Origin of the sequence: Peribacillus sp. NPDC006672, assembly GCF_050274955.1 — a bacterium.
GTDB lineage: Bacteria > Bacillota > Bacilli > Bacillales > DSM-1321 > Peribacillus.
The window spans coordinates 99,032-123,782 of the sequence record NZ_JBNNOR010000005.1; the positions used below are offsets into that span (position 1 = coordinate 99,032).

The 24,751-nt window shown below is 37.6% G+C and carries 21 protein-coding genes; 15 read left to right on the forward strand and 6 right to left on the reverse strand.

Going from position 1 to position 24,751, the window contains the following annotated elements:
- Positions 1–10: 10 nt before the first annotated feature.
- Positions 11–1,441 carry an aspartate ammonia-lyase gene (aspA, locus tag ACQKKK_RS09950; RefSeq protein WP_427615962.1) on the forward strand — a complete coding sequence of 477 codons (1,431 nt, stop codon included), beginning with the start codon at positions 11–13 and terminating at the stop codon, positions 1,439–1,441.
- A 351-nt stretch (positions 1,442–1,792) separates the two neighbouring features.
- On the opposite strand, the gene glpT is transcribed toward aspA, so the two are convergent.
- Complete coding sequence (gene glpT, locus ACQKKK_RS09955; protein ID WP_427615964.1) at positions 1,793–3,154, reverse strand: glycerol-3-phosphate transporter; 1,362 nt, start codon at positions 3,152–3,154, stop codon at positions 1,793–1,795.
- Between the two features lie 637 nt (positions 3,155–3,791).
- On the opposite strand from glpT, the gene ACQKKK_RS09960 reads away from it, so the two are divergent.
- From ACQKKK_RS09960 to ACQKKK_RS10005, 10 genes are all read left to right on the forward strand, one after another.
- Entirely contained in the window at positions 3,792–3,992 is a 201-nt protein-coding gene (locus ACQKKK_RS09960; RefSeq protein ID WP_427615966.1) for a hypothetical protein, read from the forward strand.
- Between the two features lie 289 nt (positions 3,993–4,281).
- On the forward strand, positions 4,282–4,725 hold the full coding sequence (locus ACQKKK_RS09965; RefSeq protein WP_427615967.1) for a CoxG family protein: 444 nt from the start codon (positions 4,282–4,284) through the stop codon (positions 4,723–4,725).
- A gap of 174 nt (positions 4,726–4,899) precedes the next feature.
- Positions 4,900–5,163, forward strand: a complete 264-nt coding sequence (locus ACQKKK_RS09970) for a metal-sensitive transcriptional regulator (RefSeq protein ID WP_061463458.1) — start codon at positions 4,900–4,902, stop codon at positions 5,161–5,163.
- A gap of 228 nt (positions 5,164–5,391) precedes the next feature.
- Positions 5,392–6,849 carry a cardiolipin synthase gene (gene cls, locus ACQKKK_RS09975; protein WP_427615969.1) on the forward strand — a complete coding sequence of 486 codons (1,458 nt, stop codon included), beginning with the start codon at positions 5,392–5,394 and terminating at the stop codon, positions 6,847–6,849.
- Between the two features lie 81 nt (positions 6,850–6,930).
- Entirely contained in the window at positions 6,931–7,680 is a 750-nt protein-coding gene (locus ACQKKK_RS09980) for a (S)-benzoin forming benzil reductase (protein WP_427615971.1), read from the forward strand.
- 240 nt (positions 7,681–7,920) lie between these two features.
- The gene (locus ACQKKK_RS09985) at positions 7,921–9,183 is read left to right on the forward strand and encodes a glycosyl hydrolase family 18 protein (RefSeq protein ID WP_427615973.1); all 1,263 of its coding nucleotides are present in this window, start codon (positions 7,921–7,923) and stop codon (positions 9,181–9,183) included.
- Between the two features lie 470 nt (positions 9,184–9,653).
- Positions 9,654–11,369, forward strand: a complete 1,716-nt coding sequence (locus tag ACQKKK_RS09990) for an ABC transporter ATP-binding protein (RefSeq protein WP_427615974.1) — start codon at positions 9,654–9,656, stop codon at positions 11,367–11,369.
- A 377-nt stretch (positions 11,370–11,746) separates the two neighbouring features.
- A complete protein-coding gene (wecB, locus tag ACQKKK_RS09995) occupies positions 11,747–12,838 on the forward strand; it encodes a non-hydrolyzing UDP-N-acetylglucosamine 2-epimerase (RefSeq protein ID WP_427615976.1) in 1,092 nt (363 codons plus the stop codon).
- The gene (locus tag ACQKKK_RS10000; RefSeq protein ID WP_427615978.1) at positions 12,831–13,817 is read left to right on the forward strand and encodes a polysaccharide biosynthesis protein; all 987 of its coding nucleotides are present in this window, start codon (positions 12,831–12,833) and stop codon (positions 13,815–13,817) included. Before wecB ends, ACQKKK_RS10000 begins: the two co-directional genes overlap by 8 nt.
- A gap of 1 nt (position 13,818) precedes the next feature.
- A complete protein-coding gene (locus tag ACQKKK_RS10005) occupies positions 13,819–14,667 on the forward strand; it encodes a dTDP-4-dehydrorhamnose reductase family protein (RefSeq protein WP_427615980.1) in 849 nt (282 codons plus the stop codon).
- Between the two features lie 773 nt (positions 14,668–15,440).
- Here ACQKKK_RS10005 and ACQKKK_RS10010 read toward each other — a convergent pair.
- The 4 genes from ACQKKK_RS10010 to ACQKKK_RS10025 all read right to left on the reverse strand — a co-directional run bounded on the left by ACQKKK_RS10010 (position 15,441) and on the right by ACQKKK_RS10025 (position 19,510).
- Positions 15,441–16,073 (reverse strand): DUF1796 family putative cysteine peptidase, encoded by a 633-nt coding sequence (locus ACQKKK_RS10010; protein ID WP_427615981.1) that lies wholly within the window; start codon positions 16,071–16,073, stop codon positions 15,441–15,443.
- Positions 16,074–16,365: 292 nt separating this feature from the next.
- A complete protein-coding gene (locus ACQKKK_RS10015) occupies positions 16,366–17,283 on the reverse strand; it encodes an NAD-dependent epimerase/dehydratase family protein (RefSeq protein WP_427615982.1) in 918 nt (305 codons plus the stop codon).
- 145 nt (positions 17,284–17,428) lie between these two features.
- Positions 17,429–18,658, reverse strand: a complete 1,230-nt coding sequence (locus ACQKKK_RS10020; protein ID WP_427615984.1) for a glycosyltransferase family 4 protein — start codon at positions 18,656–18,658, stop codon at positions 17,429–17,431.
- A gap of 411 nt (positions 18,659–19,069) precedes the next feature.
- Positions 19,070–19,510 (reverse strand): hypothetical protein, encoded by a 441-nt coding sequence (locus ACQKKK_RS10025; RefSeq protein WP_427615985.1) that lies wholly within the window; start codon positions 19,508–19,510, stop codon positions 19,070–19,072.
- A gap of 481 nt (positions 19,511–19,991) precedes the next feature.
- Here ACQKKK_RS10025 and ACQKKK_RS10030 point away from each other — a divergent pair, with 481 nt between their 5' ends.
- From ACQKKK_RS10030 to ACQKKK_RS10040, 3 genes are read left to right on the forward strand one after another with little or no spacing between them, the layout of a single operon-like run.
- The gene (locus ACQKKK_RS10030) at positions 19,992–20,900 is read left to right on the forward strand and encodes an NAD-dependent epimerase/dehydratase family protein (protein ID WP_427615987.1); all 909 of its coding nucleotides are present in this window, start codon (positions 19,992–19,994) and stop codon (positions 20,898–20,900) included.
- 60 nt (positions 20,901–20,960) lie between these two features.
- Positions 20,961–21,674 (forward strand): glycosyltransferase family 2 protein, encoded by a 714-nt coding sequence (locus tag ACQKKK_RS10035; protein ID WP_427615989.1) that lies wholly within the window; start codon positions 20,961–20,963, stop codon positions 21,672–21,674.
- A 38-nt stretch (positions 21,675–21,712) separates the two neighbouring features.
- Complete coding sequence (locus ACQKKK_RS10040) at positions 21,713–22,438, forward strand: sulfotransferase family 2 domain-containing protein (RefSeq protein ID WP_427615990.1); 726 nt, start codon at positions 21,713–21,715, stop codon at positions 22,436–22,438.
- A gap of 69 nt (positions 22,439–22,507) precedes the next feature.
- On the opposite strand, the gene ACQKKK_RS10045 is transcribed toward ACQKKK_RS10040, so the two are convergent.
- Positions 22,508–23,587 carry a glycosyltransferase family 4 protein gene (locus tag ACQKKK_RS10045; protein ID WP_427615991.1) on the reverse strand — a complete coding sequence of 360 codons (1,080 nt, stop codon included), beginning with the start codon at positions 23,585–23,587 and terminating at the stop codon, positions 22,508–22,510.
- A 295-nt stretch (positions 23,588–23,882) separates the two neighbouring features.
- Between ACQKKK_RS10045 and ACQKKK_RS10050 the strand changes: the two genes are divergently transcribed.
- On the forward strand, positions 23,883–24,599 hold the full coding sequence (locus ACQKKK_RS10050) for a glycosyltransferase family 2 protein (protein WP_427615993.1): 717 nt from the start codon (positions 23,883–23,885) through the stop codon (positions 24,597–24,599).
- The last annotated feature ends 152 nt before the right edge of the window (positions 24,600–24,751 follow it).

Consider the following 24,751-nt stretch of genomic DNA (forward strand, 5'->3'; position numbering starts at 1 on the left):
GCAAGAGGAAATGTTGATAGATGAGAGAACATACCGAATTGAAAAAGACTTTCTTGGAGAAAAGGAAATTCCAGCAGATGTTTATTATGGGATACAAACTTTACGAGCTGTAGAAAATTTTCCGATTACCGGTTACAAAGTCAATGAAGAAATGATTCGTGCACTTGCTATGATTAAAAAAGCAGCCGCTTTAGCAAATATGGACACGAAACGGTTATATGAAGGTATTGGAAGCGCTATCGTTAAAGCTTCAGATGAAGTGATCGATGGAAAATGGCATGAATATTTCATTGTTGACCCAATTCAAGGCGGCGCGGGTACATCGATGAATATGAACATCAATGAAATCGTTGCCAACCGAGCGTTAGAACTTATGGGACACAACAAAGGTGATTATGCACATGTTAGTCCAAACAGCCACGTTAACATGTCGCAATCAACAAATGATGTATTTCCAACTGCCATTCATTTATCAACACTACGACTATTAGAGCAATTGATACAAACAATGACAAAGATGAGTACGGTCCTAAAGAATAAAGCAAAACAATTTGATCATGTTATCAAAATGGGACGCACACATCTTCAGGATGCAGTGCCAATTCGTCTTGGTCAAGAATTTGAGGCATATAGTCGCGTGTTAGAGCGGGATATCAAAAGAATTAGCCAATCACGTCAACATTTATATGAAGTGAATATGGGAGCTACAGCAGTTGGAACGGGATTAAATGCAGATCCGCGCTACATTGAAAATGTTGTTAAGTATTTAGCTGAAATCAGTAAATTGCCACTTGTAGGAGCAGAACATTTAGTAGATGCAACACAAAATACTGATGCCTATACTGAAGTGTCTGCTTCATTGAAAGTATGCATGATGAATATGTCAAAAATCGCTAATGATTTACGTTTGATGGCTTCAGGACCAAGAGCGGGATTAGGAGAAATCACACTTCCAGCACGTCAACCAGGTTCATCGATTATGCCCGGAAAAGTAAATCCAGTAATGCCAGAATTAATTAATCAAGTTGCTTTCCAAGTGATTGGGAACGATAATACAATATGCTTAGCTTCAGAAGCAGGGCAATTAGAATTGAATGTAATGGAGCCAGTGCTTGTATTCAATTTATTACAATCTATTAGCATAATGAACAATGCATTCAATGTCTTTACAGATTATTGTTTAGAAGGTATTGAAGCGAATGAGCAACATTTAAAAGATTATGTTGAACAAAGTGTTGGAGTGATTACAGCAGTCAACCCGCACCTTGGTTACGAAGTGGTTTCACGTATAGCGCGTGAAGCAATTTTAAAAGGCAAATCAGTTCGCGAACTTTGCTTACAGTATGATGTGTTAACAGAAGAAGAGTTAGATTTAATTCTAAATCCTTATGAGATGACAAAGCCTGGTATAGCGGGAGCTTCTCTTTTTAATAGGCAATAACAAGTATATTAGTAGAAAATAATCAATTATAGATTTTTTATGAAATGACCATGCCTTTGGACCGTTGGTTTAAAGGCATGGTCATTAATTTTATATATGCTAACGCGCAATTTTATCCAATCACCTTCGCAACAGCGTATAAGTATTGAAGTTTGAATATTCAGAAAAAAACGATCGAATAAGGAATGAAGCTTAGACGATTTAATCTGTGTTAGAGATCATTTTCAAATTGGGGTTATTTTTGACCGTAGCTCTAATCAATATGGAAGCGTTTAACGATTCATATAAAATCCATCCCCCTTAGAAAATATCTAAGGGGGATGGGGGAGATTAAGCACAGTAGTACCTGTATTAGCCTTTTACTACTTCCTGTCCACGAACATTCCATGTAATTGCAAATACCACTACTGCCAGAACACAAGAAATCGTTATTAATGTAAATCCTGCATTCCAACCTGCAAAGTCTACTACATATCCCATCATAGCATTAGCCGCTACAGATCCACCTAAATATCCAAATAAACCAGTTAGGCCTGCTGCGGTACCTGCAGCTTTTTTAGGAACTAAATCAAGAGCTTGTAGACCTATTAACATTACAGGTCCATAAATTAAGAACCCAATCGCAATTAGAGAAATAATATCAATCATCGGGTTGCCTGCAGGGTTAAACCAGTAAACAAGGACTGCGATTAATACTCCTAGCATAAAGACAACCCCAGCCGGTCCACGACGTCCTTTAAAAACTTTATCCGAGATATAACCGCATAATAAAGTTCCTGGAATACCTGCCCATTCGTATAAGAAATAAGCCGTACTGGACTCGTCCATGTTGAAGCCTTTTTCTTCACTTAAATAGGTCGGTGCCCAATCAAGTACTCCATAACGGACGAAATAAACAAAGATGTTTGCAATCGCAATCGCCCAGACCCATTTATTATTTAATACATATTTAAATAATATCTCTTTTGTTGTCAATTCCGTTTCAAACGTTTTTTTCATTTTATTTGGAAAATCATTACGATACTCTTCAATTGGGGGTAATCCAACTGATTGTGGTGTATCACGTATTAAGATAAATGAAATGACTGCGATTATTATGGCAACTAGAGCAGGCAGTATAAAAATACCTTCATAACCAGCATATGAAGAACCCATGAATGTTGCACAGATAGATACACCTGCAATCGCCAATGGTGCCATTAAGCCACCACCGACGTTGTGGGCAACATTCCATATTGCCGTTTTCCCCCCTCTTTCACTCACACTAAACCAGTGAACAAGTACTCGGCCTGATGGGGGCCATCCCATTCCTTGAAACCATCCATTAATGAATAACATGATAAACATAATTGCAACCGATGATGTGAAAAATGGAACAAAGCCCATAAGTAAGCTAACGATTCCAGCAAGTATCAATCCTGCTGGCAAGAAATACCTTGCATTGCTTCGGTCTGACACAGTTCCCATTACAAACTTACTTATCCCATATGAGATTGAAATAGCTGATAATGCAAGACCCAGCTCTCCAGTTGTATACCCTTCCTCCTTTAAATATGGCATCGCCATGGAAAAGTTTTTGCGAATTAAATAATACGCTGCATAACCAATGAAGATTCCGATGAAAACTTGTAATCTGAGTTTCTTATATTCAGAATCGATTTTTTCTTCAGGTAATCTTTCAACTGGCCGAGCAGGCTTAAATAATTTGAGCATCCAATTCCTCCTTAATATAATATTTTTATAAAGTATTGATGATGTCACATGAAAAAACCCATACCAAAATAGCAACCTTTTTGTTAAAAGGTCCTATTAAAGCATGAGTCTCCCAATCTCCACCATCGTTAACTTGTAATAATTATAATATCTTTATAGGAAAGCGCTGTCAACGTTTCTTTGTGCCCATTCGGACAGAATCTGGCAACATTGGCCAAGCTAACAAACGAAGATTTTTAGTACAAGTTTTAAAATGACTTAATCGGTTTATTATTTCAGTTAAAGGTGCGTTTAAAAAAAGATTTTTTTCAGATTGAATGGTATGTGTACAAGGTTCGAAGGAATATTGTAAAGCTAAATACAAAAGAAATGACATATGCAATTTTTCATCTTCCTTTAAGGTATTTAACAATAATGTAAGTAGTCATTTCCAGGTGGAAAGGGAGGGTAACTTCGAAAAAAGTGAATCGTTTTATCCGAAGCGGTACATTTCTAATGCTCGCATTTCTCATGTTTAGTGGGCAGGCTGCTTTTGCTTCTTCAGATTCAATATCATCACGATCTACGCCAGATTATGGGTTTAGCCTTTGAATCCCAACAATCCATTGGCAGTGGACCATTTTCTGTAGGTGATTCGTTGAAGAAAGTGGAAAAAACCTGGGGAGCACCGGAAGATTTAAGTAACGTTGCAGCCAATTATTTGAGCCGTCATGTCCGGTTCCTCTATGACGGTTCTACAGGAAGAAAAACGATTACCGCCATTGATGATTTTGATCCGCAATTGCAAACCATTCACTTATCCATGCTGATTGGATTGATAGGTTATCTTGTCAGTTAAGAGGAGCAAGAAGGGATGTACTATGTCACTTATACTGATTATGCAAATTATAAAGTGGTCTTCGTGTTTGAAAGTGCCTGGATCAATCCTGATCCAAAATTGAAAATGTATACGGGTGAATTTGCGTCAGATTAATAAGTCAAAAAAGGATCGTTCCTTTATTGCAAAGGGGCGATTCTTTGCTACCACCGGGAGAATTTTGTTTAAGAATCTAACCTTACCGTTCTATTCAATATTGTTCAGTCATACGTTAAAAAGATGTAAGTAAAATGATTAAGGGGGAAGTGCTTTGTCAGAAGGATTGCATAGTATCATTTTACCGGTTCCGATAAGAACAGTATGGGGATTTGTCAGCGACATAGATCGCTGGGCACCTCTTGTCCCAGGGTATATCAATCATGAGATGATAAATGATGGGACACTTATATGGGAGTTTAAAAGCGATTTGGGACTAATGAAAAAGAAAATTAAACTTGAAGTGAATATATTGGAATGGAACGAACCCGATAAGGTAACATTTAAACTTAAGGGATTAAATGAAAAGTTTGAGGGTCATGGCTATTTTTTAGCAGAACAGTGCGGGAGTGGACAGACTAAAATGACTGGCTGCCTGGCGATAACGGCAAAAGGAGCTAAAGCCCCGATTGTCAATGCTTTGTTAAAAACCTACGTTCCCCAAATGACAATCGAGTTTTCTGAGGCTATTGCACAAAGTCTACTGGTACAAAAATAATAATTACATATGGATTTAGGAATATTGATCATTGGCACTTGACAATCATACCTAAGTGGTATGTATTATAAATTGAAAGATTTTTATTCAAGCTTCACTTCAAACTGAACGGGTTTTATGCTGAAGTCTGGATAGGATTCAAAAGTAATAGGCAGGGTAGGAGGCAGACCTCACATGGAATATGATAAGCAGATGAAGAATAGAGTGAAGCGAATTGAAGGGCAGCTTCGTGGGATATTGAAAATGATGGAGGAAAACAAAGATTGTAGAGATGTGGTAACGCAGTTATCTGCCACTAGATCCGCAATCGACAGGACAATTGGGGTAATTGTAAGTTCCAATCTCGTAGATTGCGTTCGGGAGGCTAATGAAACCGGAGAAAAGAATCCTGAGGAGTTAGTCAAAGAAGCTGTGAATTTATTAGTGAAAAGCCGGTAAGTCCATTTATGTTAATGTTGAGTTGGAATTTTTAAGAGAATGATTATAAAACAATCTGCTCATGCCGGGGAATGTTTGGGGACCAGTGGATGTTTTTTAAAATGGGTCTCTGCAGGAGGAGGCCTATTTTGGTGAATTCTCTGTTTTCCTTTTATAATAAGCAAATCCTTTGATATAAAGAATTTGCATGTTATCCTTAAGGGGATAAAAATTGAGTGAGGGTATGCTATGGAATTTACGCATGTTACATCGGTTTTGCTAGGCCTTGTTATCATTCTTAATATATTATTTGCCACGATTGTCATATTTTTTGAAAGAAGGGAAGCGAGCACGACCTGGGCTTGGTTATTGGTGTTATATTTTCTGCCTGTAGTTGGTTTTATTTTATATCTCCTTTTTGGAACTAGTTTAAGGCACGCCCATTTGTTCCAATGGGAAGACAAGAAGAAAGTCGGGATTGAAGAAATCCTTGATAAACAGATGGAAGAGCTTTCTACAAATCATTTTCCCTTTCGAAATGCTTCTTCGAGTAATTATCGTGATTTGATTTATATGCACCTCCGGAACAATGATGCCGTTCTTACGGAAGATAATCAAGTCGATATTTTTACGGAAGGAAAAAAGAAGTTTGACCAGCTCTTTAAAGATATTGAAGAGGCCGAAAACCATATACATATACAATATTACATCATTCAAAGGGACGGCCTGGGTAAGCGATTCATTGAGGCTTTGACTAAAAAAGCTAATGAAGGCGTCAAAGTTCGAATTCTTTATGACGAGTTGGGATCTAGGGGGATGACTAAAAGTTTCTTCAAGGAATTTAGGCAGGCAGGAGGACGAGTGGAGGCATTCTTTCCATCCAAGTTGAAATTTATAAATTTACGGTTGAATTTCCGTAATCATCGAAAGCTTGTCATCATTGATGGAAGGGTAGGGTATGTTGGCGGCTTTAATGTAGGGGATGAATATTTAGGGCTTAATCCAAAATTCGGTTATTGGCGTGATACACACCTTCGAATAAGGGGTTCAGCCGTAAAAGCCATTCAAACCCGTTTTATCCTGGACTGGAATCAGGCATCAAAGCACCATGATATAACTTATCAGCCTCATTATTTCCCTACTTTAGAGCCTCAAGGCAATATCGATTTGCAAATTGTGACAAGTGGGCCGGATTCTGAATGGGAACAAATTAAAAATGGCTATATTAAATTAATTTCTTCAGCAAAAAAATCGATTCTCATTCAAACGCCTTACTTCATACCGGATGCAAGTTTATTGGATGCACTCAGGATTGCCAGCTTGTCTGGATTGGATGTAAAAATCATGATACCGAATAAACCTGATCACCTTTTCGTTTATTGGGCAACAACTTTCAATGCAGGGCAATTATTAAGGGCGGGAGCTAAAATATACATCTATGATAACGGCTTTATACATGCGAAGATGATAGTCGTGGATGAAGAGGTCTCTTCGGTGGGGACAGCTAACATTGATGTCCGAAGTTTTAAATTGAATTTTGAAGTCAATGCCTTCATTTATGATGAAGGAATGGCTGAAACACTGACAAGTATTTTTTATAAGGATATCCATGTCTGCAGGCAGCTTACAATTGAAGAGTTTGAAAAGCGGTCAAAATGGATTCGTTTTAAAGAGTCCATTGCAAGACTGGTATCACCCATTTTATAATTTAAAACTGAAGCGGCCCATTACTATGTGGGCTGCTTCTTTTGGTACAATAGTAAATGATCCATTAAAGGGGGAAATGCCGTGAAAACTTTTATAATCACAGGAGCTTCAAAAGGTTTAGGTGCTGCCATTGCCAAGCGATGTATGGGGACGAGTGATCATTGCATTTTAGTTTCCCGTACAGCCCATCCTGAAATGGAGAGGCTAGCTGGAGAATTCGGGACGAAACTTACATTCATTTCGATGGACTTAAATGAAACTGATAAGTTACCTTTCTTAATCAAAGAGATTCTTGCTGCTGTCGATGAAACAAGTGACATTTACTTCATTAATAATGCAGGTGTCATTGAACCGATAAAACCGGTAGGGAACCTTGGTCAGGTAAATTTGGAAGCAAGCATGCGGGTGAATTTCATGGCACCCATCGTATTGGCCGATGAATTCGTTAAACTAACCCGGGACTGGAATAGAAAGAAGGTAATGGTGAACATATCTTCTGGTGCAGCAAAAAATCCCTATCATGGCTGGGCTGCCTACTGCAGTACTAAGGCGGGGCTAGAAATGTTCACGCGGGTTGCAGGGTTGGAACAGAGTAAATTACCTTTCCCAACGTCTCTCATATCTTTTTCACCAGGTGTAATGGATACGGAGATGCAAGGGACAATCCGGACAGCGGACGAACGGGACTTTTCCGATCGAGACAAATTCCATGAATATAAAGAGAAGGGCATGTTAAGGAGCCCCGATTTTGTAGCAGAAAAACTATTGCAGCTACTTGAAGTGGAAGATTTGGAGAATGGGAAGTTTTACGATATTAAGAATTTACTTTGATGTATGTAAGAATGGGTGAAACGGAAAATCAATTGATGGCTCATATTGAGGGGTGTCCTTTTGGACATCCTCTTTTTTATTAAGTATTCATTTATTCCACTTTTAAAAAAACTCATCATTTAAAATATCGCATGTGAAGCCTAAAAATTCAGGATACCATCATTATGGAAATGAGATAATTCGTTCTATCTATTAACCTGAATAACATAAACTTTTTGGAGGGGGTTTGGAGGGTTTTGAATGACGATCATTGTTGTGAAAAAAGGTGATAGTCTTTGGGAAATCGCCACGAAAAATAAAGTTGACCCATCGAGGATAATTGAAGTAAACGGATTGGAATCAGCAGCTTTGGTTCCTGGTCTGGCATTGTATATACCTAATGGAAATGTGGTGAATCGAAGGTATATTATTAAAAATCATGATATCCTCTCTGAAATAGGCAGTCGTTTTGGAACGAGTGCTGCGGCAATCATGAAGGCCAATCCAGGAATTGTTGCAAGCTCGCTAAAGGTCGGCACAGAAATTTCGATTCCATCTCCTTACAAAAATCAATTGATTACGCTGGGGTTTGCCTTCCCGACTTCTGGTGGGGTAGTATTTGAAACACTTGAGGAGAATGGTGATAAATTATCCTATTTAGCCATTGTAGCTTATTCTTTTACCGAGGAAGGCCATGCATTCGTTGACGGTGATGATCTCCCCCTTATCGCGAAATGTAAGCAAACCGGGGTGACGCCGCTGTTGATGATCCGGAATTTCCAAGAGGGGGATTTTAAAGCTGACTTGGCTGGCGATGTTCTCACTAATTCAGTATACAGAGCGAATTTAATCAATAGTATGCTGAAATTCGTAAGGGAGAAAGGCTATGGGGGTGTAAGTATGGACATCGAATTCATCCCTCCTGCAAGACGTTCTGATTATGTGCTTTTTTTAAAAGAATTAAAGGTGGGGTTGAACAAGCTGATCCTGCATGTGAACGTACATGCAAAAACAGCGGATAATCCCGATAATCGAATTGTAGGCGGTCATGATTATCGGGGGATTGGAGAGGTAGCCGACCTTGTTGCCGTGATGACCATTGATTATGGGTATCCAACTGGCCCGCCTGAACCAATTTCCCCTCTTTGGTGGATGGGCGAGGTTATCCGTTATGCTTTGGCGAATATACCAGGGTATAAATTACAGTCTGCATTTCCTATGTATGGATACGATTGGATAGTACCTAGCCATGAGACTAAGGCTTTATCAGCGCAAAATGCCCAAAACCTTGCCATTGCAACTGGCTCGGAAATCACTTTCGATACTTCCGCTGCTTCACCTACCTATTCTTATAGAAGAGAGAATTCGAACCATGTCGTTTGGTTCGAAGATATTCGTTCGATAAGCGCAAAATATGAAGTGATTGATGCATATGAACTGATAGGGGCTACTTATTGGCAGATTGGTTTGCAATTCCCGCAGAACTGGGCGTTTATGGAAAAGAATATCTTGATAATAAAATAAAATGAATTGGCAGTGAAAAGAGGAGGTGAATTTATTTTTTTGCCTGTTTAGTTGTGCGACTTTCATCAGGATCAAGACAATCACACCGGGATTTTAAAGTGAGCCTTCGTGTTCTTGGCCTTGCAACCGTTATAAAGAAAGGGAGCCATGGAAAATGAACTGCACCCCAATTGTTAGACAACATCTAACAATTGGAGGTGCAGTTTTTAAATACACGATAGACGAAAAATTACATGCAGTTTTAGAGTAAGTGGTAGGGGGGGAATTTTATAAAACAATTGCACAAGAAAGAAATGTAGGTCTATCCCCTCTGAAGAGAAGGGTAGCTCGCTATCTAGAACATGGGATGGAAGGAATTGCTTCATCGGATACAAATTACACTCTGCCCTTTAAACTAATTCTGAAATGCTTGCTGAATACTGAATATGGAATTATACTCCTTAATATATGTAAAAAAGGAGAAAAAATTGATGATTCGACGTTTTGCTTCATATTACCTGCCGCATAAGCGGTTATTCATTATTGACTTCTTCAGTGCTGTGGTCGTTGCGGTACTTGAACTTGCATTTCCGCTCGCAGTTCAGTGGTTTATCGATACACTGCTGCCTGGCGACAATTGGTCTGCAATTGTTTCAGTAAGTGCCGGTTTGTTCCTTCTTTATATCATTAGTACCTTCTTACAGTTCATCGTAGGGTATTGGGGTCACAAATTGGGTATCAATATTGAGACTGATATGCGTGAAGAATTATTTGAACATGTGCAAAAACAATCTTTTCGTTTTTTTGATAACACGAAAACCGGCCATATCATGAGCCGGATCACCAATGATTTGTTCGATATTGGAGAACTTGCTCACCATGGTCCCGAAGATTTATTCATCGCCTTCATGACCTTTATAGGTGCATTTTGGATAATGTTGACAATTAATGTGAAACTGGCACTCATTTCCGTTTGTATATTACCGTTCCTCGTTTTATTGATTGTCATAAGTAATTTAAAGATGAATAAAGCCTGGAAGAAAATGTATACAGAGGTTGCGGATGTAAATGCCCGTGTGGAAGATAGCGTCTCAGGAGTGAGGGTTGTCCAATCCTTTACTAATGAAACATATGAAATGAATAGATTTTCTACTAATAATCGCAGATTCCGTAAAGCGAAACTACTTGGATATAAAGTAATGTCCTTTAGCTTATCAGGCATTTACATGATGACGAGGTTTATGACCCTTGCCGTGTTGGTGATGGGAGCTTGGCTAACTTTTCATGGGCAGCTCTCATATGGTGAACTGGTTGCATTCGTATTATATGTTAACGTATTATTTAAGCCAATCGACAAAATCAGTGCGTTGATGGAACTTTATCCAAAAGGGATGGCCGGCTTTAAGCGTTTTACGGAACTTCTGGATGTCGCGCCTGACGTCGTGGATAAAAAGGATGCAATAGCGGTTTCTTCCCTTTTGGGGGACATTTCCTTTAAAGACGTTTCTTTTAATTATGAAGATAAAAAGTCCGTTTTAAAAGCTATCGATCTATCTATTAAAGCGGGTGAAACCATCGCTTTTGTCGGGCCTTCAGGAGCAGGGAAAACGACCATATGTTCATTGATCCCACGATTTTATGATGTTAATGCCGGTTCAATTTCCATTGATGGAATTGATATTCGTGAGATGACGAAAAAGTCATTGCGGTCACAAATTGGCATTGTCCAGCAAGATGTGTTCCTATTTACAGGGACTGTAAAAGAAAACATTGCGTACGGAATGCTTGATGCGTCGGATGAACAAATTCAAGAAGCTGCAAGGAAGGCCCATTTAGAGACTTTCATTGAAGGACTTCCAGAAGGCTATGAGACTCAAATAGGTGAACGTGGTTTGAAATTATCGGGGGGACAGAAGCAACGAATTGCAATAGCAAGGATGTTTTTGAAGAATCCGCCAATATTAATCCTAGATGAAGCAACCTCTGCACTTGATACCGAGACGGAAAGAATAATTCAGCAGGCCCTTACTGAACTTGCCGAAAACAGAACTACGTTAATCATCGCACACCGATTGGCAACCATTCGAAACGCTGACAAAATCGTAGTTGTTACGGAAGAAGGAATTGCTGAAGAGGGCGGACATGATGACTTACTTAAGCAGGGGGGCATTTTTGCCAATCTGCATCAATTACAATTCCAAAAATGATAAAAGCTATATGTCCTTACGAGGATATATAGCTTTTTTAATAGAATGGAATGGAGTTCAATCAATAATAATTTCGATAAAACACAATTTCATTCAAATTGATATTTCAAAAGGAACCAACAAATTAGAGATCCCTTTTAATGGAGAAATTAAAGTGGAAACTTTACCGTTATTGAAATTTTCCCGAAAAAGAAAAATGGGATTCCGTTTAGTCTTTTAATACTCAAGGTTGCGAGGGGATGGAGAGTATTAGTAGGTTAAACGTTCAAATTGAGGCGAAATCTAATAGGTCCGCCTATATCAATAGGATTGGCTGTGCATACAATAAAGGGTAGACGGAGAGGCCAAAAACCAGAAAAGAGTAAGGAGTGAAAATCGTGAAAGTAATGACCATTTTAGGGACCCGACCTGAAATCATCAGATTAAGTCTCATTATAAAGAAGTTGGATCAGTATGCCGATTCACATATACTAGTGCACACCGGACAAAATTTCACTACATCCTTAAGCGAAATATTCTTCCAGCAGCTACAGGTAAGGAAACCTGATTATGTCTTGCTGAGTCAACAGAAATCCCTCGGCGAACAGTTAGCGGCCATTTTTAAGAATTTAGAGACCATCCTATTAAATGAAAAACCAGACAAAGTATTAGTGTTGGGGGATACGAACTCCGGGCTTAGCTCCATCTTAGCAGAAAGACTGGGCATCCCGGTCATTCATATGGAAGCAGGCAACCGTTGCTTTGACCTGGAAGTGCCTGAAGAGAAAAATCGCCGAATCATTGATGCTGTTTCAAGCTTGAATTTACCTTATACTCCTCAAAGTAAAGTGAATCTTTTGAATGAAGGTATCCCCAGTAAAAGAATCTATTTATCGGGAAACCCCATTTTCGAAGTTTTGAACCATTATAACAATGAGATTGAACAAAGTGTAATTTTGGACAAATTGAATCTGGATAAGGAGGATTATTTCCTCGTTACAGCCCATCGTGCTGAAAATGTCGACTATGAAGACCGTTTGATCGAAATTATGAAAGGCATGAATTTAGTTGCAGAAACCTATCAAAAAAGAATCATATGCAGTTTACATCCCCGGACAAAATCCCGCATAGAACTCAGTCCCAAATTAGAAGTGCACCCATTAATTGAATTCCATGAGCCATTTGGTTTCTTTGACTTCGTAAAGCTTGAAAAAAACGCTTATTGTGTGCTGACCGATAGTGGAACCGTTCAAGAGGAATGCTGCTTGTTCCATGTTCCTGCGGTTACGATACGAAAAACAACGGAAAGGCCCGAAACCATTGAGTCTGGCAGCAATATGTTATCGGGAATTAATGCTAAACAAATCGTCAATTGTGTAAAGATTATGGTTAACCAGCAAAAAGACTGGACAATTCCAGAAGGCTACGACCATAAAAATGTTTCGGATAAAGTGCTTAAAATAATATTGGGAGGCCATGAAATTGATTAAGAATCGAAAAATCTTGGTAACAGGCGGTACAGGCTCATGGGGATATGAATTGGTAAGGCAACTACTGGATTTTGAACCGAGTGAAATACGGATTTTTTCAAGGAATGAGTCTAATCAATTCACAATGAAACAAGAGTTTGATAACAATCCGAAATTGCATTTCATTATCGGAGACATAAAAGAGAAGGATGCTTTATTGGAAGCTTGCCAAGGAGTTGATTATATCTTTCATTTGGCCGCATTAAAGCATGTTCCTGTATGTGAAGATCAACCCATCGAAGCATTAAAGACGAACGTGATTGGTACACAGAATGTTATAGAAGCAGCTATAAGCTGTAATGTGCATTCAGTTGTGAACATTTCTACAGACAAGGCTTCGAATCCATCCAATTTTTATGGTTTATCAAAAGCAATGGCCGAAAGGTTGATCATTCACGCTAATACATTAAACACGAAAACTAGATTTGTATGTATCCGTGGCGGAAATGTTTTGGGAACGAACGGAAGTGTAATCCATGTATTCAAAAAGCAAATCAAAGAAAAGGGAAAAATAGGTATCACGGATTTAAATATGACAAGGTTCTTTTTAACCATTGAAGAAGCGATTAAATTGGTATTCAAGGCTACCTTTGAAAGCATTGGCGGAGAAATATTCGTGATGAAAATGCCATCCTGTAAAATTATTGACCTCGCTGAAGTTTTAATACAAGCGTCCAATAAAGGAAATGTTGGTGTGGAAGTCCTAGGTATCCGTCCTGGTGAAAAACTCCATGAGATCTTACTTTCAGAATATGAAAGCACGACGGCAATTGCCTATGATGAAGAATATTATGTAATACTGCCAGCCATTCACATAGAGGGTATAAAGGAACAGTACTCTAAATACCAGCCTGTTAGTTTAGAAGATTATAACTCTGGCACAGGACTAATGGATAAAGCCCAGATTAAGGAAATGTTAAAGAAAGGTGGCTTCATTTAACATGAAGGTACTAGTCCTTGGTGGACAAGGAATGGCAGGCCATGTAATAAAAGATTATTTCACAGAGGACCCCAAATATCAGGTAACCTATACGTCAAGGGATCCGAATGATAAAAAGGGTTTATATCTGGATGTAACCGATTTAACGAGTCTAGAGGAAATTATGGATAAAGTAAAACCCGACATAACGATCAATTGTATTGGGATATTAAATGACCATGCAAGTGATAATACGAAACTCGCTTTTCAGGTTAATAGTGTTTTTCCCCATCAGCTTGTCAAATTGACCGAACGCAATAATGGGAAATTGATTCATATCAGTACAGATTGTGTATTTTTAGGTACTAAAGGAGATTATACTGAGAACGATTTTCCTGACAGTACCACGATTTATGGTCAGTCAAAACACTTAGGAGAAATTATTTGCGAAAAACACTTGACGATACGAACCTCCATAATAGGCCCAGAACTAAAAAATGATGGAATTGGTTTATTCCTATGGTTCATGAAACAAAAAGGTGAAATAAAAGGGTATGAAAAAGTGCTTTGGAATGGTGTAACAACGCTAGAATTGGCTAAAGCGATAGACACGATGATTCAGAAGAATATTACTGGGTTATATCATTTAGGCTCGGAGGAGAAAGTCTCAAAGTTATCCTTATTGAAATTGATTGCAGAAATCTTTGAGAAAAAAGATGTTGAAATTATTCCGGATTCAAATATAGTTCTGGATCGAACCATAAAGAATGGAAGGTCCGATTTTAATTATCAAGTTCCAACTTATGAAAAGATGTTAGCGGAATTAAAAGATTGGATGAGAAAGCAAGAAACAAATAGACAAAATGGTTAATTTAAGTATTAACCTACTTTATAGTGCCTGAAAGGCTTTAAAGGAAGAACCGAATTACAAAATAAATAATGTAGAGAATCTATTTGTTTTGTAATAAGGTGCTTTCCTTGAGGAAATCTGAAAAAAAACCCATATTAGATATTAATGGTCCTTATGACCATTAGTATATTACATAATATTAGTGATCAAATGTTCAAAAAATTACTTTAGGATGAAGTAAATTAAAGTTGTATGTTAAGTTAGGCGGGAACGTAAAAATACAGGTGTGAAAGATATAACGAATATAAGAAGAAACAATCCGTTAAAGTAATTAAGCAATTCGATAACGCACTTTTTTCACAGGTGCACTTCGAAGGCTTATTTATTCATGCAGATTTTGGCTCAACCTATATAAGCAGTGAGTGTACTTAGTCATATTAAAGGCACGGGCAATATCTAGACTTTTAATAAATAGTTCGATTAATTTCATTCCAGTATAAAAAACAATTGTTGAATTTTGGTTTGTGATTGGAGCAATAGAAAAAACCGCCTCCTAGTAAAGAAACGGCTTAAAACATATTTTAGCTTTACTTTGTTTTTCAATCGTTACTAGAAGGGGATCTTAGTTAGAATAGATTATTTAGGATTCTGAATTATAACCTGTCCAAACTTATGTTATGGGTACTATAACGTTATGGACAATCTTTCTTGTCCATGAAAGGTTCTATGAAACTAATAATGAAATGTTGGTTCTTATTTTTATTTTTATTTTATCTAAGCTGTGGAGTTATATACTAAACATTGATACTAATGCCACTCAGTATCGTTTTCCAATGATGATCATTCGAGTTCCAAATATCATGGTTAGGAAGTTCAATAACACAGACTTTCTCTAGAGGCCAATCGTTTTCAACAATGCCGTTTACATTAGTATGTTTGATAACGAGGATCCGAAAGTCATGATTCACCAATCCGGATAAAATGGACTCGAGTTCCTTAACCTCTTCGAATGAACCCTCCGTCCTTACAAAAAGGATTTTTTGACTCGTTGACATTTTTTCTAGGAATCTTTGAATTCTTCTGTCATATTTCTCTTTGACCTCAGGATAACCGCCTAAATGGGTTAGCGAATTCTTATCTGTTTTAAAGTCATGATTAAAGCCTATATTGTAATGCTCGTCTAATACGTAAAGGTCCAACTGCGAAAGGTATTTTATTGGTTTTAAATTACGGGGATCCAAGAAATCAGAAAATTGATTTTGTAGAAGAAGGTTCACTTTAGGCAAAGTGGGAGAACCCACCCAATCCAGCACTCCTGCATATGGTCTTAAATTGTTTTTTCTAAGCTGAATGGAGGCCAAACAAAGATCTCCCAAACTAAAGATAGCATCGTAACTTCCGCTAATATCTTTTAAACTTAAACTCATTATTTCATCTCCTTTATGTTACAGGTTTCTTCCGAATTGTTCTATTTTCGGTAGAAAAGTAATGGAAGGATGTGGTTTTCTGCTAGAGTCGTGATGGAAAAAACCTTCATCCTTCTTCATTCCGTTTACTAATATTAAATGTAGTAGTGATGTTTTGTGAGACGGCAAAAATCAAAATACTATTGAAACTGAACAATTTTTATCGAATCACATCCCCAATTAGTAAGGAAAGATTAAGGATAATAGGCTACATTACCCCGCCTCTTAAGTTAATAGGCTAAAAAAACTGAAACTATTTCAGACATGAAAATGTATAGGTTTCTGATAACCCATTAAAAATATCAGTCTTTGGATACCAATTCAGCGATTGCCGTGCTTTCCTGTTGTCAAGGCAGCTATGTTTGATATCTCCAGTTCTTCCGGCCGAATGGACTGTATTCACTTTGGAGCCATGAATTTGTGTTAGCATTTTCAATAGTTGATTTACTGATGTTTTCTGTGCCGTGCTTACCTGGATCGTTTCTTGATTACCGTGATTCACCGAAGCGATGTTAGCATGTACTATATCTTTCACATATATAAAATCACGAGTTTGTTCGCCATCACCGTGTATGCTTAAAGGCATCCCTTTTTTGATTTTTTCTAAAAAGACTGCGACGACTCCGCCTTCTCCTTTTGCTGTTTGTCTAGGCCCATAAACGTTTCCATAACGGAGAATCGTATACGGGAGCCCATAAAGCTGATGAAATAATCGGATATATGCTTCGGCAGTCAGTTTTGATAATCCATAATAAGAAATGGGTCCTGTCAGGTCATCTTCGGAAATCAAGTCTTTCTGTAAATTACCATAAACACCTGAAGTAGAGGAAAAGATCAGTTTGCTTACAGAAGAAGATTCATGACATGCTTTAAGAATATTTATTGTTCCATTGATATTCACATCGGCATCATATTCGGGTTCAAGAATGGAGCGACTCACATCCGCCTGTGCAGCCAAATGGAAAACGACATCCGGCTTTTCCCTCACAATGATTTGCCCAGCTACCTCGCTGCATATATCTACAGTATGGATGATGGCATTGGGATGTACATATTCTGTGTGTCCGGATATCATGTTATCCAATACATGTACCTCGGCACCATTTAAGATCAGTTCTTCAACGAGATGGGAACCAATGAACCCAGCCCCTCCTGTCACGATAGCCTTCATACTTCATACTCCTTTTATATGTTTTTAGTATTGTATGTTATACGGCCACTAATCGCTTAAACAGGTACCTAGCATTATCTAAAAAAGAAAGGGAAAAGAAAAGATGCTGACGCAATCGGAGTGGTCAGCACCTTCTTAGTTGTCATTATTTATTGTTCCTTTTGGTAATTGCGCTTTCATATACACCTAGCACATTTTGAACACCTTTATCCAGAGACCAGTGATCAAGTCCCCATTTTTTGGCATTTACTCCAAGGTTTTTCATATAGGGCTCATGCTCTAATAAATAATCTATATGGATGGTTAACATTTTTTCATCCCCTGCAGGTGTTAGTACACCTGTAATTCCATGTTCAATGATTTCTGGTACTCCACCTACATCACTGGCGATTACAGCCATTCCAGTAATTTGTGCTTCTATTACTGACAAAGGCTGGTTTTCCATCAAGGTTGGAAGAACGAAGATATCCGAAATGGATAACAAATAAGGAATATCATCCCGTCTCCCCAAAAAGATCACGTCAGTTTCCAAGCCCATGGCCTTGCTTTTAATTTTCAACTCCATTTCCTGGGGACCGTCCCCAACTATCCAACAAACCCAATCATTTCTGGTTTCCTTTAATTGCATAAGTGCCCCTATTAAATGATGCACTCCTTTAAACTCATTCAATCGACCTGTATAAATAATCACTTTCTTATCGGCCGGACGTTGAATATCGGATTTTTCGTCCACTCGCTTCAGGAATGATTCGGTATCATATCCATAATGTAAAACATTAAGTTGTTCATCAGGAACTTTAAATTCATCCGTTAAAATATTTCTCATCCATTCATTGGCTACAATCGTATTATCAGCAGAAGTCGCGCCATCATATTCAAATTGATTGAAATAATATTGCCCTTTTTTTGCAATGCTTTCATTTTCTGTTTTGGAGGTATAATACGCGCTCTTAAGCTCGTGAGCAACACAACCATGAAGGGTGGCGACTAGAGCAGTTTTTTCGGATCTTATTCTGTTAATGCAGACGGTTGAAAATATATCTTGTGTATGAATGACATCATATTGTTCCAAACCCAAATATTTTGCTCCTAACTGGAAAAAGTTACACCGTGTTTCATAATAATGGATAACTGGATCGCTATGAATGGGTGAATTATGTTGGTCCATCAATATCGAGATTTCTTCTGGAAGCAGTACATCCCTATATATCCTACGATTTTCATTGATAATGTGAACATAGTTATGGTCCTCACCATAGCTTAGTAAATCTACCTCATGTCCTAGAGATTCAAGCTTTTCTTTTAATTGTTGCATATAGTTCCAAACACCACCCACATGTGGTGCTACCCAAAAAGTGGCAAGTAGGATTTTCATGAATATTTCTCCCATCTCTTAGTACTTAGAAACTAATGATTTCATATTCGTTTTTATATAAGTATTCAGAAGATAAACTTGTGTTATAGATGGGTATCATTATGAACAATATTTTGAAATTACTTTTTAAAAAAATAAGAAAAGAACTAACTATGAGTGACTGCTTTGCCATTCACGTTAGTTCTGCAAGCATCATATTTGTTTGAAAAAAGGGTACCATGGAAAAAGCCTTTTTTCACGCTTCCCAAGGGATTGAGATGAATAAATTTTTAAAAACTAAAAATGATACAAAAAAACAAGCGAGCAATCCTGTTACATACTCGCTATATAGTTGTTTGATATTCCTCTATACATATAAGGGTTCTAGTGTAAGACATCTTTTTTGAGTTTAGTATTCCTCACTATTCATTACTAGCCGGAATATGCAGCTGCGTTAAGGCTTTCAGGGCCAGTCCGAGTTGGTGCGACTACTATTCCTCCTGGTATGCTAATGAACGCTTGATACACTAAAAATCCAGGGTTAGGTGGTGTATAGTCACATCCCGTTACAGTTATTATTCTTCTAGCAGCGACCTCTAATACACCGATAGCCGGTGAGGTTTCAGTGGCTGAATAGACAAGGACTCGCCCAGTTCCTACACCTCTATAAATTTGGACGGTAATAGGTACGGCGACAGTAGCTAAAGAGCTAATGGCGGTGGTTGCAGTGAATTGAACACGAAGGTTCGGTCCAGCATTAGCTGTGTTAAGGCCCAGTGTTGCAAAAAGTGCGGGCGTTGAGGAAAGCGGAATGGAAATACCTCCACTAAAACTTATGTTTTGCGAAACTTGAGCGTCTAAAAATGTTGCCAATATATATAACCTCTTTTCTAAATGGTATATTCCAGTATATAAATAAGATTTTATATTCGTTTGGACAAGTTACCTTTTTCTAAAAAAATATTAATTTTAGGATTACACGAAAACAATGATGTAATGCTTCTTTATGATTGTATTCGATTCATTTTCACTATTGAATTATTGATCAGAAGCACCTTTTCGAATTTTCCATTCCAAATGAAACGTTTGAAGGTAAAGAGTAATTTTGAAAAACATTAGTTTTCGCCCATTTGTTCTTTAAATGGAGAGAGTTACCTATAGCAACTGGAGGATAAAGGCATAATGTAATAAGGAGTCTGTGTGAGGAATGAAATAGGTATCATTAATCATGACTCTAAATGCTGATTACTAAAACATAAATTATGAGTTTTATAGGGATTTCGAAAAATAGGCGAAACTATTAAGTTGGTAAAAGAGTGAATATTAACATCAATAGTGATTGGATGAGAAATCGATGAATCAACAAGGAAAATTAATAATCACAGGGGCTAATGGGTTTACGGGTCGGCATGCATGCGCACACTTTCTGAAATCAGGATTTGATATTACGGCGGTTTCAAGAAAAAAGCTGAATATCGAAGGTAAGATACATGCAGAATGTTGTGATCTGACAAATGGAAACGATGTATACAACCTCATCAAAAGGACCAAACCTCAGTACCTTCTCCATTTAGCTGGACAAAACCACGTTGGGGAATCATGGTTGGAACCCGTTTCAACTTTGGAGGCAAACACCATGTCCACTGCATACTTAATCGATGCCATTCGTAAACAAAGTCCAGCCTGTAAAATTGTGATAGTCGGCTCAGCTCTTCAAATTGAACCCAGTTCCATTTCCTCTATTCCCCATCCTTATAGTTTAAGTAAAACACTTCAAGTACTTATAGCAAAATCATGGGCAGATTTATATAACATGGATATCATCATCGCAAAACCATCCAATCTAATTGGACCTGGACTATCCAATGGGGTTTGTTCCATTTTCGCAACAAAAATTGCAGAGATGGAAAAGATGGGAGCGGAAACGGTCCTTGAGGTCGGTAATCCGAATGTTCAACGTGATTTCCTGGATGTAAGAGATGCAGTGAGAGCTTATGAACTTCTTTTGAGAAGGGGACAGTCTGGAGAAACATACGATGTTGCTTCAGGTAATAACCGTACTTTAGATGACATCATTGAAGGCTATAGGGCGGTAACAACAGGTGATATTAAGGTGAATTCCCAACGAAATGATTTAATCGAAAATAAAATGGCAATCAATCCTATTAAGCTCGTGAATTTGGGGTGGAAGCCAAGTATCCCACTTGAAGCATCTTTAATGGACATTCTTGCCTTTCATCGCGAATTAAAGGAAAAGTGCTGAAATCAAATGGAAGCAGCTAGAAAAATACTTTATGTAAAATGTTTTTCAGGAGGGTAGGCAATGGAGCCGAAAGTATCAATCATTATTCCATTTTATAATTGTCCCTATGTAGATCAAGCCATTCAAAGTGCGCTTGATCAAACCTATAAGAATATAGAGGTTATTGTCGTAGATGACGGTTCGACAATTTTTACTGAAAAAATCGAGCCGTTCTTGGAGAAGATCCGTTACTTAAGAAAAGAGAACGGGGGAACTGCGACAGCTTTGAATCATGGGATACGTGCTGCTACGGGAGAATATGTCGCTTGGTTAAGCTCGGATGATTATTTCCTGTCAGAAAAGGTATCTTTGCAGATTTCGTTTATGCTCGATCATAACGCAGATGTGAGTTTTACGAATTTTGATTGTATTGATAAAAATGATGATGTCACTCTTTCTTGGACCGGAGAACGCTTTTCCGATATTGAAAACGGGGTGTACCATGCTTTTTTACTTCGTAATGCCGTAAATGGCTGTACAGTGGTTTTGAAGAAAGATGTATTCGATGTGGTTGGTTATTTCAATCCATATCATCGTTATACACATGATTATGAAATGTGGCTTCGTATATTGGTAAATGGTTTTAAAATGTATTATTTGGATGAAGTCTTAACAAAGTTCAGGATACATGAAGAATCGGGTACAAGCAGATTCCAACCTGAAATGTTAAAAGACATTATCACGATTGAAAGTCATTACCGCCCGATTCTTAAAAAAAATTTAAAGAATTTATAAGCAAACTTTTTTTATAACAAGAAATGGAGGAAATCATTATGTCTGAAGAACTTCTCGATATATTTATGCATATCCCCAAAACAGGGGGAACGACCTTAAATGAAATATTTAAAAAACAATACAAGCTTAACGAAATATTTGACCATGACTCTTTTCAAAAGAAGATGATGAAAATGGACGAATTAACGGAAGTGGAAAAGAGAAATATCAAAGCGATTACAGGTCATTATTTCTATGGAATACATCAGGAGTTTTCACGGCCCTTCAATTATTTTACGATGTTACGTGACCCGGTGGAACGTGTCATTTCATCCTTTTATTTTTTGAAGGATTATCCAGGCTATGAAATGGTAAAAGACATGACTTTGGAGGAGTTTGTAGTGAAAGGGCCTGAAGCACCTAATTTACAAACATTATTAGTATGCGGGAACCAAGAGATTCCCGATATTGAAAAAGCCAAAGAAAATCTAAAGACTTTTTCAGTGGTGGGAGTCACTGAGTTGTTCAATGAAACACTTTTTTGTCTAAAAAAGGAATATGCATGGGGAGATATCCATTATACTAGAAAAAATATTACAAAAAATCGTTTGGCAAAAGAGGAAGTTCCATCGGATATAATAAATTTGATTAAAAAATATAACTCAGTGGATATTGAATTATATAATTTTGCTAAGAAACTTCTTTATAAAAAACTTAAATCACTTACGGTAGATGAGCAAAAGCAATTAGAAAAGTTCAAACTGGAACAGAGCACCCTAAACTAGGTTCCTAGTTGGACTTTTCCCTATAAAATAAAAACGACAGCCGGAATGAAAAATTCCGGCTATTTCTTATCACTCAGGGTTTATTCCTAAGGATTCCAGCATTTTGATGAAATTTTGAGCATACAAATCAGGACTAAAATGAGTTTTGACGTGCTCTAGGGCATTTGACCGGATACTTTCCCTTATGGTCTGGTTATCCATTAATTCCTTTGCTTCTTTGATTGCATTATCAATGTTTCCTAAAGAGTAAAACTTTCCTGTTTGATTATGAATGATTGAGCTTCTTACACCGTCGGAATCCGTCGTCAGCACAGGGCATCTACAACTCATTGCTTCAAGGAGTGCGTAAGGGGCTCCTTCCACTTTTGAAGTGGAACATAAAAAGCCTCCGGAATCGCCAATTTCAGAGAAAAAACCGGCCATTTCGGAATGAGGGACATTTGAGTGCAGAGTGAGCTTTGGGCTTAAATTTAATCGATTTATTAATTTATTGAATTTAATTCTTTCTTTAGGGTCACTTAACGTGGGATCTTCGAACATAAGCAATTGTATATTCGGATTATAATTGTTAATTAGTTGATAACCTAGCTTGAGGAATTCGCTCCAATTTTTATTATCTTCGACCCTTCCTATCCAGGCCACTTTTCTAAAGCCATCTAATGGCGAAGGTTTGTAAGAGAATTGACTTGTATCAAAACAATTATTAAAACTGAACTTTGGAAACGAAGGGTAAAGTTCATCCATTAACTGCATGATGTGAGGAGTCTTTGGGTTAAGGAATCCATCGGCATGGGCATTGACAAGTGGGATTGCATTTGTTAGTGCCTCTCTTGCCACTTTTTTCGGACCGTATCCCTGAATTTCTATTATCATCTTTCCTTTATAACCCATGGACCGGAATCTAGGTAAAGTTTTGAAATCTGAAACGACAACAACAGCGGAATAATCTCCATCTTCCAATATTATTTTGATTTCAGCATCATCGTTGGTTATAAATGTTGGGGCACTGTGGTCATTCAAGAAATTCCTTCTATTTTCATAATAAAGATAATGAGCATTGATACCGTATTTTTTCAGAGCGGCAAATCGTTGTCGATTTAATGTTTCCACTCCACCACTTGGAACATAAAAAACAAACAATATATTCATTTTTCCCCTCCTCATAAATAATGGAGCAAAAGGACTCATTTTTAGGTTCGACCTTACCTATCAAGGAAACAGTTTCCATAAATCCTTCCATTTTGAATGGATGTGACAAATAGCCATGTAATATACGTATGATTCACAAATCGGATTTATAGCCGTTTGTGATGACTCTCATCGTGAATAGTACATTTCTTAATAGGTGTGAATAAATATAAGAATGAAAATGAATCATTATTTATAAACAGATAGTCCTGATGTTCATGAAATAAATGGTGAGTATTTGAAAGGCGGTTCATAAATGTCTAAAGTTTCGATTGTTGTTCCATTTTATAATTGTCCATATATTGATAAAGCTTTGGAGAGTTTGGTCAATCAAACCTACAAAAATATTGAAATTATCGTAGTCAATGACGGCTCTACATTATATTCAGAAAAAATCGATCCGTTTCTGGATAAAATCATTTACATTAAAAAGGAAAATGGCGGGACGGCCAGTGCCTTGAATACCGGAATCGAAAATGCAACAGGTGACTATTTATGCTGGCTTAGTTCTGATGACATCTTTTACCCAGAAAAAACGGAAGTCCAGTTGGATCTAATGAAAAGGGAAAATGCCCATTTTAGTTATACCAGTTATTACTGCATTGATGATGATGGAGAGATTATTACTCCCCTAATAGGGATATACCCGTCTAATCAACTTGAACTTTTTAAAGCAATGATCAGAGGGAACATTATTAACGGCTGCTCAGTCATGATTCACAGGAAGGTTTTCGAGCTCATCGGAGTTTTTGATGAAACGCTTCAATACACACACGATTATGATTTATGGTTGCGTATCCTGCAAAATTTCAAATTTCACTTTGTGCCTCAACCCCTATTACTTTATAGGATTCATACAGAAATGGGCTCTAAAAAGCAAGAAGGTAACATCAAATTGGAAAATAGGCTTGTGGTTAATCGACATCATGCCAAAATGAAACAATTATTGGTAAATGAACTTAGGAAACAATAGATGATCATGATGGATAATGAAGGTCCTTGTTTATTAAACAGGGGCTTCTTTAGCTTGGATATCATCACAAGACGTCGAGAGTGTCCAAATTAATTTTCCACCATCATCTTAAGTCTATTAACATACATAAAGCTCTTTGCATATCTTATAGA